General features: G+C 45.9%; 18 protein-coding genes and 1 other RNA gene. 4 read left to right on the top strand and 15 right to left on the bottom strand.

The window, feature by feature from the left end:
* Window positions 1-43 precede the first annotated feature (43 nt).
* The 4 genes from B3N34_RS08975 to B3N34_RS08960 are packed head-to-tail and all read left to right on the top strand — an operon-like array spanning window position 44 to window position 2527.
* Complete coding sequence (locus tag B3N34_RS08975; RefSeq protein ID WP_286977083.1) at window positions 44-460, top strand: PaaI family thioesterase; 417 nt, start codon at window positions 44-46, stop codon at window positions 458-460.
* Window positions 461-499: 39 nt separating this feature from the next.
* Window positions 500-1015 (top strand): cob(I)yrinic acid a,c-diamide adenosyltransferase, encoded by a 516-nt coding sequence (locus tag B3N34_RS08970; protein WP_286977078.1) that lies wholly within the window; start codon window positions 500-502, stop codon window positions 1013-1015.
* A 47-nt stretch (window positions 1016-1062) separates the two neighbouring features.
* Window positions 1063-1740: a GntR family transcriptional regulator gene (locus B3N34_RS08965; protein ID WP_286977073.1), complete on the top strand. Its 678-nt coding sequence runs from the start codon at window positions 1063-1065 to the stop codon at window positions 1738-1740.
* A gap of 22 nt (window positions 1741-1762) precedes the next feature.
* Window positions 1763-2527, top strand: a complete 765-nt coding sequence (locus B3N34_RS08960; RefSeq protein WP_286977069.1) for a YdcF family protein — start codon at window positions 1763-1765, stop codon at window positions 2525-2527.
* Between the two features lie 16 nt (window positions 2528-2543).
* On the opposite strand, the gene B3N34_RS08955 is transcribed toward B3N34_RS08960, so the two are convergent.
* From B3N34_RS08955 to B3N34_RS08885, 15 genes are all read right to left on the bottom strand, one after another.
* A complete protein-coding gene (locus tag B3N34_RS08955; protein WP_286977062.1) occupies window positions 2544-3890 on the bottom strand; it encodes a replication-associated recombination protein A in 1347 nt (448 codons plus the stop codon).
* The gene (locus tag B3N34_RS08950) at window positions 3887-4861 is read right to left on the bottom strand and encodes an HAD family hydrolase (protein ID WP_286977059.1); all 975 of its coding nucleotides are present in this window, start codon (window positions 4859-4861) and stop codon (window positions 3887-3889) included. Before B3N34_RS08950 ends, B3N34_RS08955 begins: the two co-directional genes overlap by 4 nt.
* 41 nt (window positions 4862-4902) lie before the next feature.
* Window positions 4903-5081: non-coding RNA, 6S RNA (gene ssrS, locus B3N34_RS08945), on the bottom strand.
* Window positions 5082-5107: 26 nt separating this feature from the next.
* Window positions 5108-5563 carry a hydrogenase maturation protease gene (locus tag B3N34_RS08940; RefSeq protein WP_286977057.1) on the bottom strand — a complete coding sequence of 152 codons (456 nt, stop codon included), beginning with the start codon at window positions 5561-5563 and terminating at the stop codon, window positions 5108-5110.
* 6 nt (window positions 5564-5569) lie between these two features.
* On the bottom strand, window positions 5570-7003 hold the full coding sequence (locus B3N34_RS08935) for a Ni/Fe hydrogenase subunit alpha (protein ID WP_414632112.1): 1434 nt from the start codon (window positions 7001-7003) through the stop codon (window positions 5570-5572).
* 14 nt (window positions 7004-7017) lie between these two features.
* On the bottom strand, window positions 7018-7557 hold the full coding sequence (locus tag B3N34_RS08930; RefSeq protein ID WP_286977052.1) for an NADP oxidoreductase: 540 nt from the start codon (window positions 7555-7557) through the stop codon (window positions 7018-7020).
* Window positions 7558-7580: 23 nt separating this feature from the next.
* The gene (locus B3N34_RS08925; RefSeq protein ID WP_286977044.1) at window positions 7581-9662 is read right to left on the bottom strand and encodes a molybdopterin-dependent oxidoreductase; all 2082 of its coding nucleotides are present in this window, start codon (window positions 9660-9662) and stop codon (window positions 7581-7583) included.
* Window positions 9663-9678: 16 nt separating this feature from the next.
* A complete protein-coding gene (nuoF, locus tag B3N34_RS08920; protein ID WP_286977043.1) occupies window positions 9679-11472 on the bottom strand; it encodes an NADH-quinone oxidoreductase subunit NuoF in 1794 nt (597 codons plus the stop codon).
* Window positions 11473-11484: 12 nt separating this feature from the next.
* Window positions 11485-11856, bottom strand: coding sequence for a (2Fe-2S) ferredoxin domain-containing protein (locus B3N34_RS08915; RefSeq protein ID WP_286977041.1), 372 nt, complete (start codon window positions 11854-11856; stop codon window positions 11485-11487).
* Window positions 11849-12421, bottom strand: a complete 573-nt coding sequence (locus B3N34_RS08910) for an ATP-binding protein (protein ID WP_286977039.1) — start codon at window positions 12419-12421, stop codon at window positions 11849-11851. Before B3N34_RS08910 ends, B3N34_RS08915 begins: the two co-directional genes overlap by 8 nt.
* A 6-nt stretch (window positions 12422-12427) precedes the next feature.
* Window positions 12428-12904, bottom strand: a complete 477-nt coding sequence (gene nuoE, locus B3N34_RS08905) for an NADH-quinone oxidoreductase subunit NuoE (protein WP_286977036.1) — start codon at window positions 12902-12904, stop codon at window positions 12428-12430.
* An 88-nt stretch (window positions 12905-12992) separates the two neighbouring features.
* Window positions 12993-13742, bottom strand: a complete 750-nt coding sequence (locus tag B3N34_RS08900; RefSeq protein ID WP_286977033.1) for a histidinol-phosphatase — start codon at window positions 13740-13742, stop codon at window positions 12993-12995.
* A gap of 4 nt (window positions 13743-13746) precedes the next feature.
* A complete protein-coding gene (locus tag B3N34_RS08895) occupies window positions 13747-14082 on the bottom strand; it encodes a serine kinase (RefSeq protein ID WP_286977031.1) in 336 nt (111 codons plus the stop codon).
* Entirely contained in the window at window positions 14079-15407 is a 1329-nt protein-coding gene (locus B3N34_RS08890) for a [Fe-Fe] hydrogenase large subunit C-terminal domain-containing protein (RefSeq protein WP_286977029.1), read from the bottom strand. Before B3N34_RS08890 ends, B3N34_RS08895 begins: the two co-directional genes overlap by 4 nt.
* Window positions 15404-15838 carry an ATP-binding protein gene (locus B3N34_RS08885; protein WP_273002944.1) on the bottom strand — a complete coding sequence of 145 codons (435 nt, stop codon included), beginning with the start codon at window positions 15836-15838 and terminating at the stop codon, window positions 15404-15406. The genes B3N34_RS08890 and B3N34_RS08885 overlap by 4 nt, the downstream gene beginning before the upstream one ends.
* Between the last annotated feature and the right edge of the window lies 1 nt (window position 15839).

Here is a 15839-nt window from a genome sequence, read left to right as displayed (position 1 = left end):
ATTATTTACCTGTAATCGATGTTACCACAAAGGGGGATTGGAAATGAGCCTTGTAAAACTGCAAGGAACGCCATCGTGTTTTGTATGTGGAAACGAAAATGATAATCCTCGAAGTCTCAGACTGAACATCTTCTGGGACGATGAATCAAGGTACACTTCTATCAGTTTCATTCCCGACGAGAGCTGGTGTGGCTACGAAGGAATGGTTCACGGCGGACTGCTTGCAGCTATTATAGACGATGCCATGGCATGGTCAATAAAAGCGTCGGACGATGACATCTATGTTACTGGGAAACTAACCATATCCTTTAGAAGGGCGGTGCGCTCCGGGGGAAAATACGTGGCCCAAGGTTTCCTTGAAAGAAAGGAGGGCAGAAGAGCTTATACTTCTGCCGTTATCAAGGATGAAGAAGGAAACACTTGCGTCGAAGGCGAGGCCATTTTCATACGTGCAAAATGAAAAAGGGAATAAAATTTTCATCTCAAAGGGGGACCAGCGTTGGAGATTAAAATAACGACCAAGACAGGAGACCAAGGCATGACCAGCCTTGGCAATGGGGAAAGAGTTCCCAAGGATCATCCAAGGGTCGAGTTATACGGAACCTTAGATGAATGTCAGGCACACATCGGAATGGCGCGTGCTACCTGCAAAAACGAAGAAATAAAGGGTACGCTCTTGCGATTGGAAAGGGATTTAAGCCGCTTTATGGGTTACTTGGCTTTATTTCCCGACTTAAGCGCTCCCGATGTTATTTGGCTGGAAGAAATTATTTCAAAGGTATTACGTTCTATTTCGAAGGACAAACCGAGCTTTGTATTGCCCGGCGAATCCATATCGGAAGCAGCTCTCCATACAGCACGCACAGTGGCCAGAAGAGCAGAAAGGATAGCTGTAAAGTTATTGAGAAACAAAGAAATAGAGGAAAACGCCTATGTTTTTATCAATAGGTTATCTGATGCGTTATATGCCTTAGCATTGTGGACGAACAACGATTTACAAAATAGGGAGAATTAAGTATACTTTGTAAAAAATAAATACAACCTTTAAGGAGGAAAAGCTATATGACAAGTAATCCGCTTACTCCCGCTGAAAGTACCGATTTAAGACAAATAGTTTATAACAAGATACGGGACGCAATAATAATGGGAATCATCAAACCGGGGGAAAAACTTTCCGAGACCGAATTGGCACAAACTTTAGCGGTATCCAGAACCCCAATACGAGAGGCCATAAGACAGCTGGCTCAAACCGGAATTGTTAAGCTCGTTCCGAGAAAGGGAGCTTTTGTTACCCTTCCCACGGAAAAAGACGTAAACGACCTTTACGAAGTAAGGATCGCTCTGGAAACAATAGCTGTAAAAAGGATTTGTAAGAAGGGACCGAAGGAGGAACTACTACGCTTTAGAGAATACTTCGCCTCTGTTGATCATAGTACCGACCCCAACGCTTTTTTGTTACAAGACACAGCCTTTCATTCTTTCCTGCGCAACTCATGCGATAATAGATTTCTAAACCAATTTTTAATGGAGACGTATGATCTAATTCAGCTTTATAGACACTATTCCATAAAGGGTGTAGATCTTAAGGAATCGTCAATGGAACATGTCAGGTTAATAGATGCCATATTGGAAAAAGACGAAGAAAGGGCCATTAGGTTGTTGCAAAATCATTTGGAAGGTGCCCGGGATGCTCTCTTGGCCTTTCTAAAAGATGCCTCACCTGCCGGTGAACCGGATTAGCATAGAATAATGTGGAAATGCTATGCTTTTCACACTTTATAAAATAATAGGTTCCTTCGTCGTACCTCCAGGAATATGGGTCTTGCTATTGTTTATTGCCTCTTTATCAGCCTTTAAGAGGCCTAGAAAGGTTTTTCTCGGATGCTTTTTGCTTTTGATTGCCCTTAGTTTTTATCTTTTAAGCACGCCTATCACCTCCAGAATTGCACTTGGCAGATTGGAGAATATGGTTGCACCTTCTCTGCCTGCAGATAAAGCTGCGATCGTGGTGCTTGGTGGAGGGCAGCGCAGGACCTCGGACCCCGATAAAGCGGAAGTATCGCCACATACATTAATGCGCCTGTTCGGGGGCATAGAGTTGGCCGTGAACTTCAATTGGCCAATTTTACTGTGTGGCGGATCATATTCGCAGGAAGTGCCTGAGGCAATGACGATGGCAAAAAAGGTTAAGGAGCTTTTCCCGGATTTACTGATCTACGAAGAGTCGCAATCAAGAACGACTTGGGAAAATATTAAAAATGCCTCGTCCATTTTGAGGTCTTTGGAACTTAAACATGCGATCCTAGTCACGCATGGATATCATATGCCTCGGGCACATTTAATCGCCCAAGGGTTGGCTCCCGAAATTAACTGGCACCCCTTTCCCGTGGGTAAAATGGCAGATAACGCTCCATTGTCGATTATAGACTTCTTGCCCGGCGCTTCGAGCTTGCATATCAATAGCTTGGCCTTAAAAGAGCACGTTGGAATAATAGCTTATCGAATTAAGCTATTTATTGAACGATGATTGAAGGAAAATCAGTCTAATTTCGGTCGTCATCGTTTTTATTGGAATATCTCTTCCATAATTTCTGCAATCTCTTGGAAATGCTCCATTCGTGACCTACATTGCCAGGAAAATAAAAACGCTTTGGAACAGTCATGTACTTTTGGGGGACCCAATGTCTCGGGTCGTCGTGGGGATACACATATCCTTCGCCATGGGATTTAAGATGGAGTGGAACTTCTTGGATTTCGCCCTTTTCTATAGCGTTTAAAGCAGAATCGATGGCCTTGTAAGAACTGTTGCTCTTCTCGGCGCAGGCGAGATAGATTGCACATTCAGACAATATAATCCTCGCCTCGGGCAGTCCGACATGGTCCACCGCGCTTGCCGCAGCTTCTGCCAAAACCAATGCAAATGGGTTTGCCAACCCAACATCCTCGGCAGCAAATATAAGCATCCTCCTGGCTATAAATCTGATATCCTCTCCTCCGGCCACCATCCTGGCAAGCCAGTAAACGGCTGCATCGGGGTCGGAACCTCTCATGCTTTTTATAAAGGCTGAAATGATATCATAATGCTTGTCCGAAGACTTGTCGTATATTTGCAAGGACTTTGGCGCCAATTGAACAACATCTTCCAGTGTTACCCTCTTTTTCCCCGAAGCTACAGATGCCAAAACGACCGACTCCAATCGCAGAAGTGCTTGCCTCGCATCGCCACCAGCAGCGCGGGAAATGAAGGCAATAGCCTGCTCGTCTACTTCTACGTCAAACATCCCCAAACCCTTTTCTTTATCCCGAAGGGCCCTATAGAGAATGTGCTCGATATCTCGTGGCGCAAGGGGCTTAAGCTCGAATACGACCGCCCTCGAAAGAAGGGTCTTGTTTATTTCAAAATAAGGATTTTCAGTAGTAGTGCCCACTAAAATCAAATCTCCCCTCTCAACTGAAGGGAGCAGGGCGTTTTGTTGTTGCTTGTTGAAATGATAAATTTCATCAATAAAAACTATTGCCGATTTTCCTGTACTTCTTTTTAAGTTTCTCGCTATATCAACCACATCCCGCAGTTGAGCTACTTTAGCAGTTACGGCATTAATTTCGAACAATTTTCTTCCTGTTAAGGAAGCCATTGCCCTTACTAACGTCGTTTTTCCGCTTCCGGGAGGACCATAGAGGATACAGCTTGGCACCTGTCCAGCTTCGAGCAATCGTCTAAGCGGCTTATCCTTCCCTAGAAGGTGTTCCTGACCGACAAAATCCTCTAATTTAGCAGGACGCATCCTTTCTGCCAGAGGAACCTCTAATCCTTGCTCCCTGCTGACTTTGCTTTCCTCGATAATATTGCCGACGTAATTTTCAAATAGATCTTTTTGCATTTGACTCATCGGGACAACAACTCCTCGATGAAGGAAATGCTTTCCGACATCCCGCATGGCAAATTTAGAACTTCCCCATCACTTACAACCTTAGCCAGAGGAAAACGCTTTATGAGAAAATCACTTACAACCTTATCCAAGGGCTCCCAAAGATATTTGGGGTCGATGTAAGGGCTATTTCGCCAACGATCAGCCTCAAGCCTACCCTCATTGTCTATACAAAAGGAGCCTACTCCCATCGCCGCCAGCTTGGCAAGGATTTCAAAAGCGTCATCTCCGACAAGTTTTACCGTCAACCCAAAAGCCCTTTCGAGCCATTTAAAACCCCTTTTACGTACGACAGGCTGGTATTCCCATGGTATCAAAGGTTGCGGATTCCCCAGTGCGTAAAACAAATCTATAACTTCGTTGTATGCTACATCTGCCCAGTTACTCCATTCTTCGTTAGCTCGTCTAACGAGAACAGCCCTCATACATGCACGTCTAGCGCCCACAATATCATACAGAAAATCTCCTATAACGACACATTGATACCACGGTATCTCGAGAAGCTCTGAAGCTTTTAAAAAAACTTGCGGGTCCGGCTTCAATAGGCCGTCATCTCTGGTAATTACGATCGGGGGGAGTTTAATGGAAGCCCTTTTGGCCGCCATGGCGACGCACTTTTTGGTGTTTCGGCTCACTACAGCCCAGGGAATGTCATTTTTTTCAAGCCATGATATCAATTCCACAGCTCCTAAAACCGGTTTGGCTTTTTCAGCGCCCTCAACTTCTATCTTTTCTATTGCCTCATAAAGCGCGTCTCTCTCTGTTGCAGGAAGCTTTACCGCTTCCTCTAAAATCATAACCCTTTTACCCCCAAAAAAGCTTTCGTATATGGGAGTAAAATCCAATTTCGTTTCAGCCAGAACCCCATCCCAATCGAGTATAAAACCTCTTTGATTAGCCGGATGCCAGTAGGGACCGCTAAAAGCCTGCAAATTACCAGCTCCCAAAAATGATATTAAAAATAAAATATTAGAAAAACCCCGCAATGCCGTGCCAAGAAGGCCTTGACCCGATCCTCACCTATTGGTGAGGCCTCCCCGTCCTTAGCCTTGGTGATCCTTTAAGATCTCCTCAGCCGGACAGGAGTCAGCCTCGATCGGATTTAGTGTTGGCTCAAGGCTCTTCGGCATAGCACGAACACCGCAGGGCTTTTGCACCTATATTATAACACAAAATGTTCAACAGAAATTATCTGTAAAGTACTTTTTAAAACCTTCCAATGCTTTGTTAAACCTTTCCATACATATACAACTCAATGATTCACCAAAATCAAAGTCAACGCCGGAAACAGACACCATGACTATTTTGGGCATATCAATCCCCATCTGTGCAGCCAAATGCTTTATCCATCCTGGAGTGCAGGTGTGAAGGTTAAGACCATCGATATCGGCAGAGGACGTAACTTCGGCTATATTGTAACCGTCGGAATATTGATCCACAGATGCATCGACGAAGATGGCGAGATCCTTTCCTTCCAATTCAAGCGCTACCTCAGGAAGCAATTGGTGCCCAACCCAAGTAGTTGCTTCATGTCCAATTTCGTTCAGCCATTCAGCAATGACATATGCTCCCCTCTGCCCTACGCCATCATCCCTCCTGAAGGAATTGCCATAGCCCAATACAATCACGTTCATCGACAATTAGCCCCTCACGACCTCTTTAATTACCTCACCAGCGGATGATATTAACTCTAATTTTAACGGCATCTTGCCCACAGCGTGAGTGGAACAGGATAAGCAGGGATCGTAAGCTCGGATAACATGCTCCAATCTGTTAAACACACCCTCCGGTATATCTCTGCCCTTGATGAATTTCTTGGCCACCGCCTCGACGCCTTTATTCATGGCATAGTTGTTATGGCCAGTCGCTACTATCAAGTTGACCTTCGTGATAACTCCGCTCTCGTTAACCCAATAATGGTGAATAAGGGTCCCCCTGGGAGCCTCTATAACTCCTACCCCCTCCGGGTTGATCTCCTTAGATGTAACCCTGAGATCGCTAGATGTAATCTCGGGGTCAGAAAGCAACTGCTCGATACGCTCTATGCCGTAAAGAGCCTCTATCAATCTAGCGTAGTGGTAGTAAAGTGTATAGGGCACTATGCCATCGTCAGTAATTTGCTTGTATAGCGCGTACTCCTTGGAAGCCTGTGGCGTATCGATATTATCTGCGGCATTTAACCTGGCAAGGGGGCCAACCCTATAGGAACCGTGTGGAAATCCCAAGGATTTATAGAAAGGAAATTTCAAGTAGCTCCAGGGTTCGACGTGCTCTCCTATATATTTAAGATAATCCTTTGGATCGAATTCATCCAAAATCCTTCCTCTTGGCGCTTTAATCCGAATGTTCCCGTCGTAAAGCTCGAGATTGCCGTCTCGAACCAGGCCCATATAGGCAGTTTCTACAGTTGCAAACTCCTTCGCCTCTTCCTTCCCTTCTTCCAAATAACCCTTAATCAACTTAATTGCTTCCAGCGCTATTGATTTCATTTCGGGAATTTGAGCGACTATATTATCCCGCTCCTGGGGCGTCAGGCTCCTGTTTACACCGCCAGGAATGCTGTGCCAAGGGTGAACTTTTTTGCCACCCAAAGTTTTTATTATTTCCTGACCAAACTTGCGAAGCAATATCCCCTTTTTCGCAAGCTCCGGATAGCGTTCCGCCAAACCGACCACATTTCTTATCTTCACAGGAGCATCAAAACCTAGCAAAATATCGGGGCTAGACAGATGAAAGAAACTCAGGGCGTGGGATTGAACAATTTGCCCCATATGCATGAGCTCCCTTAGCTTGTGGGCTGCAGGCGTAATGGTAACACCTAAAATATCGTCGCATGCTTTAGCGGATGCCAAATGATGCGATACAGGACAGATGCCGCAAATTCGCGGAGTTATCACCGGCATCTCCCTGAAATCCCTTCCTTTGGTAAAAACTTCAAACCCTCTATACTGGGTTACATGAAACCTGGCTTCTTTCACCTCCCCAGCCTCATCAAGCATTACGGTTATCTTCCCGTGTCCTTCAATCCTTGTTACCGGATTAATCTCTAATTTGTAGACCTCAGTCATGGCCATTTCCTCCCCTTCCTCTAGTCGTAACGCATCATTTCCGAGGGAACTTTAGGAACACGCCCTGCTAACAGCTCTGTGAAGACGTAGTAGATAGTATCTGCATCAGGCGGACATCCGGGCACGTAAACGTCGACCTTCACCTCATAATCTAAGGGTAATGCCCTTGGAAGCAATTCGGGTATATCCTCGCTAGGTATTATTCCTTGAGGATTAACGGTGCTGGCAGTGTCGATATAACCCTCTTTTAAAACCCTATCCTTCGGTATAAAATTGCGCATACAATTAATGCCGCCGAACACAGCGCAATCTCCCCAGGCAACCAAATACTTGCATCTTTCCCTCATTTTTCTGGCTATCTCTAATTCCTCAACGTTACCCAAACCGCCGGATAGCACTCCTACATCTATATCTGGAATGTCCTTTGCGTCTACTATAGGTGAAAAAAGTATTTCTACGTTTTTAAATAAATCGACCAATTTTTCATCTATATCAAGGAAAGACATATGACATCCTGCGCACGCTTCTAACCAATATGTCGCAACTTTTGCCTTAGCCATGGAACTTCACCTCCCAAAAGAAATTATTTTAATGGAATTATGCGAGCCTCGCTGGCCCGAGCTTGTGATGTAAAAACCTCCTCGCAAGGAGACGTTTCCGGCTTCCCAAGCTTCACACCCAGCTTCTTTGCAAATTCATCCATCACATAATGCAGCCCCTTTAGATCGCCTTTTGGAGGAACGATTGTATTGAGCTTTCTGCGCTCTCCTTCGATGGTGCAGTAATGACCGCTTCTTTCGTACCACGCAGGTGCTGGCAGAAGTATGTCTGCAAGGTTGACCAAGGGCCTAACTTTAAAGGGAGTTTGGACCACAACAAATCGCGTTGCAGAAATGGCAGCCAAAATTTCTTCTTCCTCGGGAACCATGCCCGTGGAAAAGACGTACATGAAATCCCTTTTTTCTTTGGTAACCCAAGGATCCTCGCTTACTACAGTGTTTCGAGCTCCCAAGCTGTTGGCACTCACCAACAACGGCACCACCCCTAACCCGTCCTCGTAGAAAGACTTCGACGCTATTGCGAGATTGCAGGCTGCGGTAACTAATTCGTGCGATTTCGTTGCCCTGCCTCCAACTACGAAGATGGGCTTTTTAGCCGATATAAGCATCAAAGCAACCTCTTCGGCAACCTTCGAATCAAGCCCCATGGCTCTGGCACTTTCTTCTATAGATTCCCTGTAGGACGATAAGACAGATTCGGCCCCGCTTTCATATTCGCCAAAACCGGCCATTTCAGAAGGTCCAGCACTGATCTTGCTGATTATCTCGGCCAAATTTGAGAGGGCCTCTGGAAGAGCCTGTCCCTCGGGCAATTGAACATCCAATTCGACCAAACCGGGGAACTGTGATGCTCCAAAGGAAATATTCAGCAATTTAGCATTCTTGTGCAAACAAGCAACTCGTATGTAACTTGCAACCACGGGAGCCTCCTTCTGTGGGTCGGCGAACATTGTAACAACAAGATCGCTATCCAAGATGTGATGTGCTGCGGTAAATGGCCTTACACCCTGGTTTTTGAAGGGCATGAATCCCTTGATAAAACCACGGATCACGTCTCCGTCAAAGGAATCGGTATGCTTTATCTTCAATGCATCCTTAAAAAGGGCGGAAAAGAGCGTCAACTCCTCGTCTGTACACAAGCTTGAAAGGATCGCTCCGGCTTTCTCCTCTTTATACGCCTTTTTAAACTCCGACGCCGCCAGCTCTAATGCCTCTTCCCATGTTGCCTCACGGTATGTGGCACCTTCTCTTATCAACGGCGTTGTAACCCTTTCCCGTTCCGTAGATTCTGGCAACCACCAACGACCCATGTGGCAAAGCTGCCCACCATCGGGTTCATCTTGAGCGGTACCTTCAACTCTGACTATGCTGCCCGTGCGGACGTAAGCCTTTATCTTGCAACCAACGGCACATAAAGGGCAGACGCTGTCGACTATAGCATCGCAATCGCTACGCCTTCCCCTGTAGGCAAAATCTCTTATAGTGATGGTGCCGGTCGGGCAAGATTGAGCACAGGCTCCACAATTAACGCAGGTGTCGCTTTCCGCCAACCTGTGTCCCAGATCCGCTATAACTTTTGCTTGCCAGCCTCGACGCTCGAGGTCCAAAGCGTGGGCACCAACGATTTCAGAACAAGTCCTGATACATCTTTGACACAGTATGCAACGGTTATGGTCCATCATCAAATCCGCATTGGTAGCGTCTACTTCAAAATCGGAATAAAGGTATGGAAATCTCACTGAATCCATTTCATGTTCAATGGCCAGTCGCTGCAATTCACAATCGCCACTTTGCGAGCAAAACATGCAAAAATGATTTCTTCCTGCAAACAGAAGTTCGAGAACCTGGCGCCTATAGTCTTTTAGCTTTTCGTTTTTCGTAATGACAACCATGCCCTCTTGGGCAGGCGTAGTGCATGATGGCAACATTTTGGGATTGCCCTCAAGCTGAACTACGCACATCCTGCAGGCTCCTATAGGTGTTAAACCTTTTTGGAAGCATAGAGTAGGAATATAGACGTCGTTCTTGTTAGCGACATCCAATATCGTATCCCCCTGTACTCCCTTACATTCCTTCCCATCTATGATCAAAGTTATCTCTTTCATGCCAATCCTCCTCCGGCTATACTTTTGCGATAACGCCAAATGGGCAGACCTGCATGCAAGTCCCACATTTGATACATTTTTCTTGATCTATGAAATAAGGAGTCTGTCGATCACCGCTAATGCATTTGACAGGGCAATTTCTGGCACATAAACCGCACTTTCGACATTTATCGGGATCTACTACGTACTTAATCAATGCCGGACAGACCTTGGCGGGGCAACGTTTTTCCTCTATGTGAGCAAGGTATTCGTCCCGAAAATAGCGAATCGTAGTTATTACAGGGTTGGGAGCTGTTTGCCCTAATCCGCACAGAGAAGTTTCCTTTACCATGTAGGCCAGCTCTTCAAGTTTGCTCAAATCCTCCAATGTTCCCTCGCCTTTGCAAATCTTCTCGAGCATTAATAACATTTGCTTCGTGCCCTCTCTGCAAGGAACGCATTTTCCGCAGGATTCCCGTTGGGTAAACTCCAGGAAAAACCTGGCCACATCGACCATACAAGTATCTTCGTCCATGACCACCAAACCGCCCGACCCCATGATGGCTCCGGCACTAGTCAAGGATTCATAATCTATGGGCAGATCAAGATGCTCCTTAGTCAAACAACCTCCGGAGGGACCTCCAATCTGAACGGCTTTAAACTCTTTTCCGTTCAGGATGCCACCACCAAGCTCGTATATTATCTCTCTAATGGTTATACCCATGGGAACTTCTATCAAACCGGTGTTCGTTATTTTGCCGGTTAGGGCAAATATCTTGGTTCCTTTAGATTTTTCCGTCCCCATCGAGGCAAACCAATCTGCGCCGTTCAAGATAATTTTGGGGACGTTTGCCCAGGTTTCCACATTGTTTATATTTGTGGGCTTGCCCCACAAACCATGTTGCGCCGGAAACGGCGGCCTTGGCCGAGGCATGCCCCTACGACCTTCGATCGAAGCCATTAAAGCGGTTTCTTCACCGCAGACGAAAGCTCCTGCTCCTTCCTTTAAATGCAGATGAAAGGAGAAATTGGTGCCCATTATGTTATCTCCGAGCAACCCCATCTCCTCGGCCTGAGCAATTGCTATTCTAAGTCTTTTAATGGCAAGGGGATATTCGGCACGACAATAGATATAACCTTCATCAGCACCAATAGCATATGCCCCTAGCGCCATTCCTTCTATTACCGAGTGGGGGTCTCCCTCTAAAGTGGACCTGTCCATAAAAGCACCCGGGTCGCCCTCGTCGGCATTGCATATGACATATTTTTTATTCCCAGGGGCTTTGCGAGCAAATTCCCACTTCAACCCGGTAGGAAACCCTGCGCCACCCCTGCCTCTCAAACCGGATTTTTTCACTTGATCCAAAACTTCCTCCGGCGTCATTTCCAGGAGAGCCTTCCCCAGGGCTATATAACCATCGCGAGCTATATATTCCTCTATTTTTTCTGGATCTATATAACCACAGTTGCTGAGCACTATGCGATGCTGCTTGCTGTAAAAAGGTATATCCTTATAATACGGAACTTTTTCCATATCTTGGGGCACTGTATAGAGCAACCTTTGAACGATTCGCCCCTTATAGAGATGCTCTTCCACTATTTCGGGCACATCTTCGGGCATTACTCTGCAGTAAAAGGCACCCTCGGGATAAACGACGACCACGGGCCCCATTTCGCACATACCGTGACAACCCGTCTCTACCAACATCACTTCCCTGTCTAAGCCCTTTTTGACAAGTTCGTCCTTGAAGGCCTTCATTACGCTTGGAGCGCCACTGGCAGTACAGCCTGTTCCCCTGCAAACCAATACATGAGCACGATAAATAGCCATGATCAACTCCCCCTAATCCGTTCTGCCGATAACTTTTTCCCAAACTATATTGCCATTAATCATATGTTCAGCAATAATTCGGGATACGTCTTCAGGTTTCATGTTTCCATATGTAACCCTTGGCTCGCCAGGCCTGATTATGTCAACCAACGGTTCGTATTGGCACATGCCTATACAGCCGGTTGTCTCGACGGCTACGTCTTTGATACCGCGTTTGTCAAGCTCGGTTAAGATAGCAGTGAGGACCTCCCTTGCTCCTGCTGCTATTCCGCAGGTGCCCATGCCCACTATTATCTTCTTTTTGCCGCCCGATCGCGCCGAAGTCAGGTCTTTCGATTCTTCTCTAATTTTCCTCAGATCATCAAGATTTCTGATCTTAGGCAATGTCTTCGCCTCCTTTTTTCTGATTCAATAAATCTATATTTTCCTGAATGTAATCTTTAATCCACAAGACTACCTTGGGAGATTTCAACAATTCTCTATCGCCGAGATGGTCGATCAAATCATCAAGGTCAAGTATGAAGGAATTTCCGTCAACGCTATATCTAAAGATCCAACGACATTCGGGCCATCCCATGATCAATGTAGCTATAGTCGCTGCAACATCCCCCAATGGTGGGCAATCTATATGATCCTTTCTAAAGCCGGCTTCGATTACGGTACCTTCTTCCTTTTTGGATTTGATATCAAAAAAGCCCTCGCAAGCCAAAGCTGCCTGCTTTAAAAAGGGAATCCCAAGCCCAACCTTTCGTTCTTTTCTCGTAGTTGTAAAAGGATCTTCTACTTTGCGCAAAAATTCCTCGTCCATACCGCATCCGTCATCGGACACCCTTAAAACAATCGATTTGTTCCTATTGTCGACCGCCAGCTCAATTAGGACCTTCTTAGCCTTTGCCTTTGCGGAATTTTCGGCGATATCAAGGATATATTGAGAAAGATCCTCCAGCATTGAAGTTTATTCGTACCGATCCAAAATAGACTGTATCTTATCGGGAGTCATGCGCCCGTGGGTATCCTCATCCACCATCATGACAGGAGCAAGACCGCATGCCCCCAGGCAAGCCACAGGTTCCAGGGTAAAGCGCAAGTCCTCGGTTGTTTCGTTCTCTTCTATCCCCAATGTCTGTTTGACTTTTTCCAAAATCTGCAAACTCCCCCTTACGTGACAAGCGGTTCCGCGGCAAACGCGAATTATATGCCGCCCCCTGGGTTTTAAATGAAATTGGGCATAAAATGTCGCTACTCCGTAAATCTCGGCTTTCGGCATCTTCAACTCCCTAGATATCGTGAGCAACGCATCTTCAGGCAGATAACCAAACTCCCGCTGAACTTCCTGCAATATGGGAATCAAACCACCCTGTTTACCCTTCCACGGAGCCACTATTTCTTTAGTCTTTTCAACAACATCCACAGTGCCTAATGCCACGATCATCACCACCATTTGTATATATTTTTTAAAATCATGTCTCTCCATTTTGTGATGGATATCATATTCTCAAAAAAGAGTCAAGTAGAAAATATTATGACCAAGGCCACTTCACCATCCTATCATTATATCGATGCAAAGCAAAGAAAATGTCATTAAATGAAGGTTCCTCTAAATAGACGGGCGTCGAGTGACATCTTTGGATGTCGTTAAGTCGATGAGCATCAGAGGATCTGATAATAGAATAATCTAAAACATTTTCCTTCCAGTATAAAGCCTCTTGAGTAGTCAACCTCGCTGACAGCTCTACGGCATCTATATTCATATTAGGATGCAACATCCCGAGCACTGCAAGATACGAATATGCCGGCCTGTCGACGTGGGCCAAAATCGCCATTCCTCCCATGCACTTTGTCTTTTCTATAACATCGTCCACAGATACATCTATTCCCTGTAGCAGGAGAGTGTCAACTTCTTCCAGTATATTGTTCTCATGATCAATTACCAACTGAAAACCAAACAAATCGGGATCGTTTTTCACCGGAGCCAATCGTGCCCACACCCAATCCTGGAAAGCAAAAGCCTCCTCGACAGTTTTAAAAAGGCATAAGGTATGAATATCTTCGCGAGATTGAACTTCCAACGCCGGCAAAACTGTCAGCGGCTTATCTTTGGCTGCGTTAATTACAGCAATTGAATTTGCCGCCGCATTATGATCAGCTATAGCTATTATATCGATCCCTTCATCCAAACACCTGCCGACTATATCCGCTGCCCCCATCTCAAGTTCGGCGCAAGGCGATAATACAGTATGAACATGTAGGTCCATCCAATAAAGGTGCATGACTTCAATCTTTTATGCCCAGCTCGTACAGCCTGCCGCAAAGGTTGAATGCATCCTGCTTTGAAGATGTAAGAGTAATATTTTCTTTCCGACAGCTGTCTATAAGTTCTTGAAGCGGTTCACGTTCCGATGCTAGCACGATGAACGGAATGTCTTTCAAAACAGCGACAGCTGCCACGTTAACATGGTTTTGAATAGTAACCCACACTGCTCCCTCCGGTGCTGTTCTCATTATAAAGCTCAAAAGATCTCCAACAACTCCCTGATGCACTTCTTTGTCAAGGTCACCTTGAACATGCACATCCAATCCCAACTTTTCACATATTTCCTTCACCTTCATGATTTCCCCTCCGGTGTCATTGTATGTACCAACCTCTTTGAAAGGTCGTAAATTTCCTTGGATAAATCTGCAATGCGCTCTTTTAATCTGAAGATGCAATCATCGAGCGAACCTTCACCCTTTACGATATCTTCAGCCATTACTCTGCATGAGGGTCTGCCGCAGGTCCCGCAATCGAGGTGAGGGAGATCGGCGTAGACAGCGTGCAGTTGCTTCAATCTTTCCATAGCCTTTGCCAGATCCTCTCCTAAAGGCATCTGTTCAATGGGAACAATTCTTTCTCTGAGAGACCAAATCTTCGCATTGTAGATCGACTCGAGTTTCTCCCTGTTTTCCTCGTTAAAATTAAAATCAATCTTCATGTTATCAATCTTGATGCGGCTCAAAAAACGAGATTCGGCATTTCCTATGCCGCCTATGCATCCCAAATCGCAAACCCTGGCTTCGACGTAGTCGATACCTCTGAGTTTTCCCAATTCCATTTCCTGAAAAAGGTTAATCACGTTTCGCAACCCATCCACTTCAAGAGTTTTAATGGGCCTGCTCGAAAAACTGCGGACGTGCATTGACTCACCTCCAGTCTTAGCCCATGCTATCCAGCGTGGAACACGGAATGGATGATCGACAGACACCTTTTTAGATGGATCACCAGAGCCTATTAACACCTCTCGGGCAAGTTTCGACGTGGAAATGGCAAATTCAGCAGAACTTATATCCCTTCCAACGGGAGAACGCACCATGGCAATTCGCGCAGGGCAGGATGAAACCAAGGTAACTGGGTCTCGCCTCTTCGACCTCGCTCTCCAAAGATCTATGCTCGTCTCTAGAGGAGATTCTACCTGCACAAGATGGGGAATAAGTTCATGGAATTTGATCTGAATCAACCTGACAACGGCAGGACAGTAAGTTGAAATGAGAGGCTTCAGGTTATCCGAAGAGCTCTCTATGGCTCTTGCTACAGCCAAAGCCGTGACATCGTAAGCCGCTTCATATTCGTCAAAGATAGGCTCGAAGTTCAATTCAAATAGGGCTTGTGTCATCAACTCAGGGATGGGCGGCCAAGAAAACTGCGTGCAAAAGGAAGGATCTGTAACCAACGTCATGGGACGTTTGCTCAGTATATAATCCCATTCATCCTCCTCAAGCAATAATGCTCTATGCGGACATCGTCTCAGGCACTCGCCGCAAGCGATACAAATTTCGCTCAAAATACGAACTTTACCCTCTATGACCCTCATGGCCTCAGTGGGACATGATTTAATACAGTTGACACACCCTCTACAGGATTGTTCTACGATTTTCACGCCGTGAGCCAAACAACTCACCGTCCCTTATTAAGGTATATAACTGCACGTAATTTTGTACCCTTCCCCGGCGCTGTGTCTATATACAATTCATTGGCATTTCTTTTGATATTGGGCAGGCCCATTCCTGCTCCGAAGCCCATTTCCCTTATAAAGTCGGGTGCAGAAGAATAACCTTCCTGCATCGCCAACTCCAGGTCCTCGATTCCCGGGCCCTCGTCTTCAGCCATTATGGTAACTTTATCCTCCTCAACTTGGAGGCGCATAACTCCACCACCGCCATGTATCACAATGTTCATTTCTGCTTCGTAAACGACGATAGCTGCCCTACGGCAAATTTCGGGAGGCAATCCGAGAGATTTTAACGTTTCCTTAAACTGGGTGGCTGTTTCCCCTGCAGCCAGAAAATCCAGGGGCTTAACTTCTAACTCCAACACTAACGGTTCGCTCAAT

Origin of the sequence: Acetomicrobium sp. UBA5826, from assembly GCF_002433005.1 — a bacterium.
In the GTDB taxonomy this organism is placed as follows: Bacteria; Synergistota; Synergistia; order Synergistales; family Acetomicrobiaceae; genus Acetomicrobium.
The sequence above is the reverse complement of the archived record's forward strand: the minus strand, read 5'-3'. Positions and strand labels throughout refer to the sequence as shown.

What these genes read in the sequence shown, in the direction of transcription:
- B3N34_RS08975 (WP_286977083.1), top strand. Translation starts at nt 44, where the DNA reads ATGAGCCTTGTAAAACTGCAAGGAACGCCATCGTGTTTTGTATGTGGA.
- B3N34_RS08965 (WP_286977073.1), top strand. Translation starts at nt 1,063, where the DNA reads ATGACAAGTAATCCGCTTACTCCCGCTGAAAGTACCGATTTAAGACAA.
- B3N34_RS08960 (WP_286977069.1), top strand. Translation starts at nt 1,763, where the DNA reads ATGCTTTTCACACTTTATAAAATAATAGGTTCCTTCGTCGTACCTCCA.
- B3N34_RS08955 (WP_286977062.1), bottom strand. Translation starts at nt 3,890, where the DNA reads ATGAGTCAAATGCAAAAAGATCTATTTGAAAATTACGTCGGCAATATT.
- B3N34_RS08940 (WP_286977057.1), bottom strand. Translation starts at nt 5,563, where the DNA reads ATGAACGTGATTGTATTGGGCTATGGCAATTCCTTCAGGAGGGATGAT.
- B3N34_RS08935 (WP_414632112.1), bottom strand. Translation starts at nt 7,003, where the DNA reads ATGGCCATGACTGAGGTCTACAAATTAGAGATTAATCCGGTAACAAGG.
- B3N34_RS08930 (WP_286977052.1), bottom strand. Translation starts at nt 7,557, where the DNA reads ATGGCTAAGGCAAAAGTTGCGACATATTGGTTAGAAGCGTGCGCAGGA.
- B3N34_RS08925 (WP_286977044.1), bottom strand. Translation starts at nt 9,662, where the DNA reads ATGAAAGAGATAACTTTGATCATAGATGGGAAGGAATGTAAGGGAGTA.
- nuoF (WP_286977043.1), bottom strand. Translation starts at nt 11,472, where the DNA reads ATGGCTATTTATCGTGCTCATGTATTGGTTTGCAGGGGAACAGGCTGT.
- B3N34_RS08910 (WP_286977039.1), bottom strand. Translation starts at nt 12,421, where the DNA reads ATGCTGGAGGATCTTTCTCAATATATCCTTGATATCGCCGAAAATTCC.
- nuoE (WP_286977036.1), bottom strand. Translation starts at nt 12,904, where the DNA reads ATGATCGTGGCATTAGGCACTGTGGATGTTGTTGAAAAGACTAAAGAA.
- B3N34_RS08900 (WP_286977033.1), bottom strand. Translation starts at nt 13,742, where the DNA reads ATGCACCTTTATTGGATGGACCTACATGTTCATACTGTATTATCGCCT.
- B3N34_RS08895 (WP_286977031.1), bottom strand. Translation starts at nt 14,082, where the DNA reads ATGAAGGTGAAGGAAATATGTGAAAAGTTGGGATTGGATGTGCATGTT.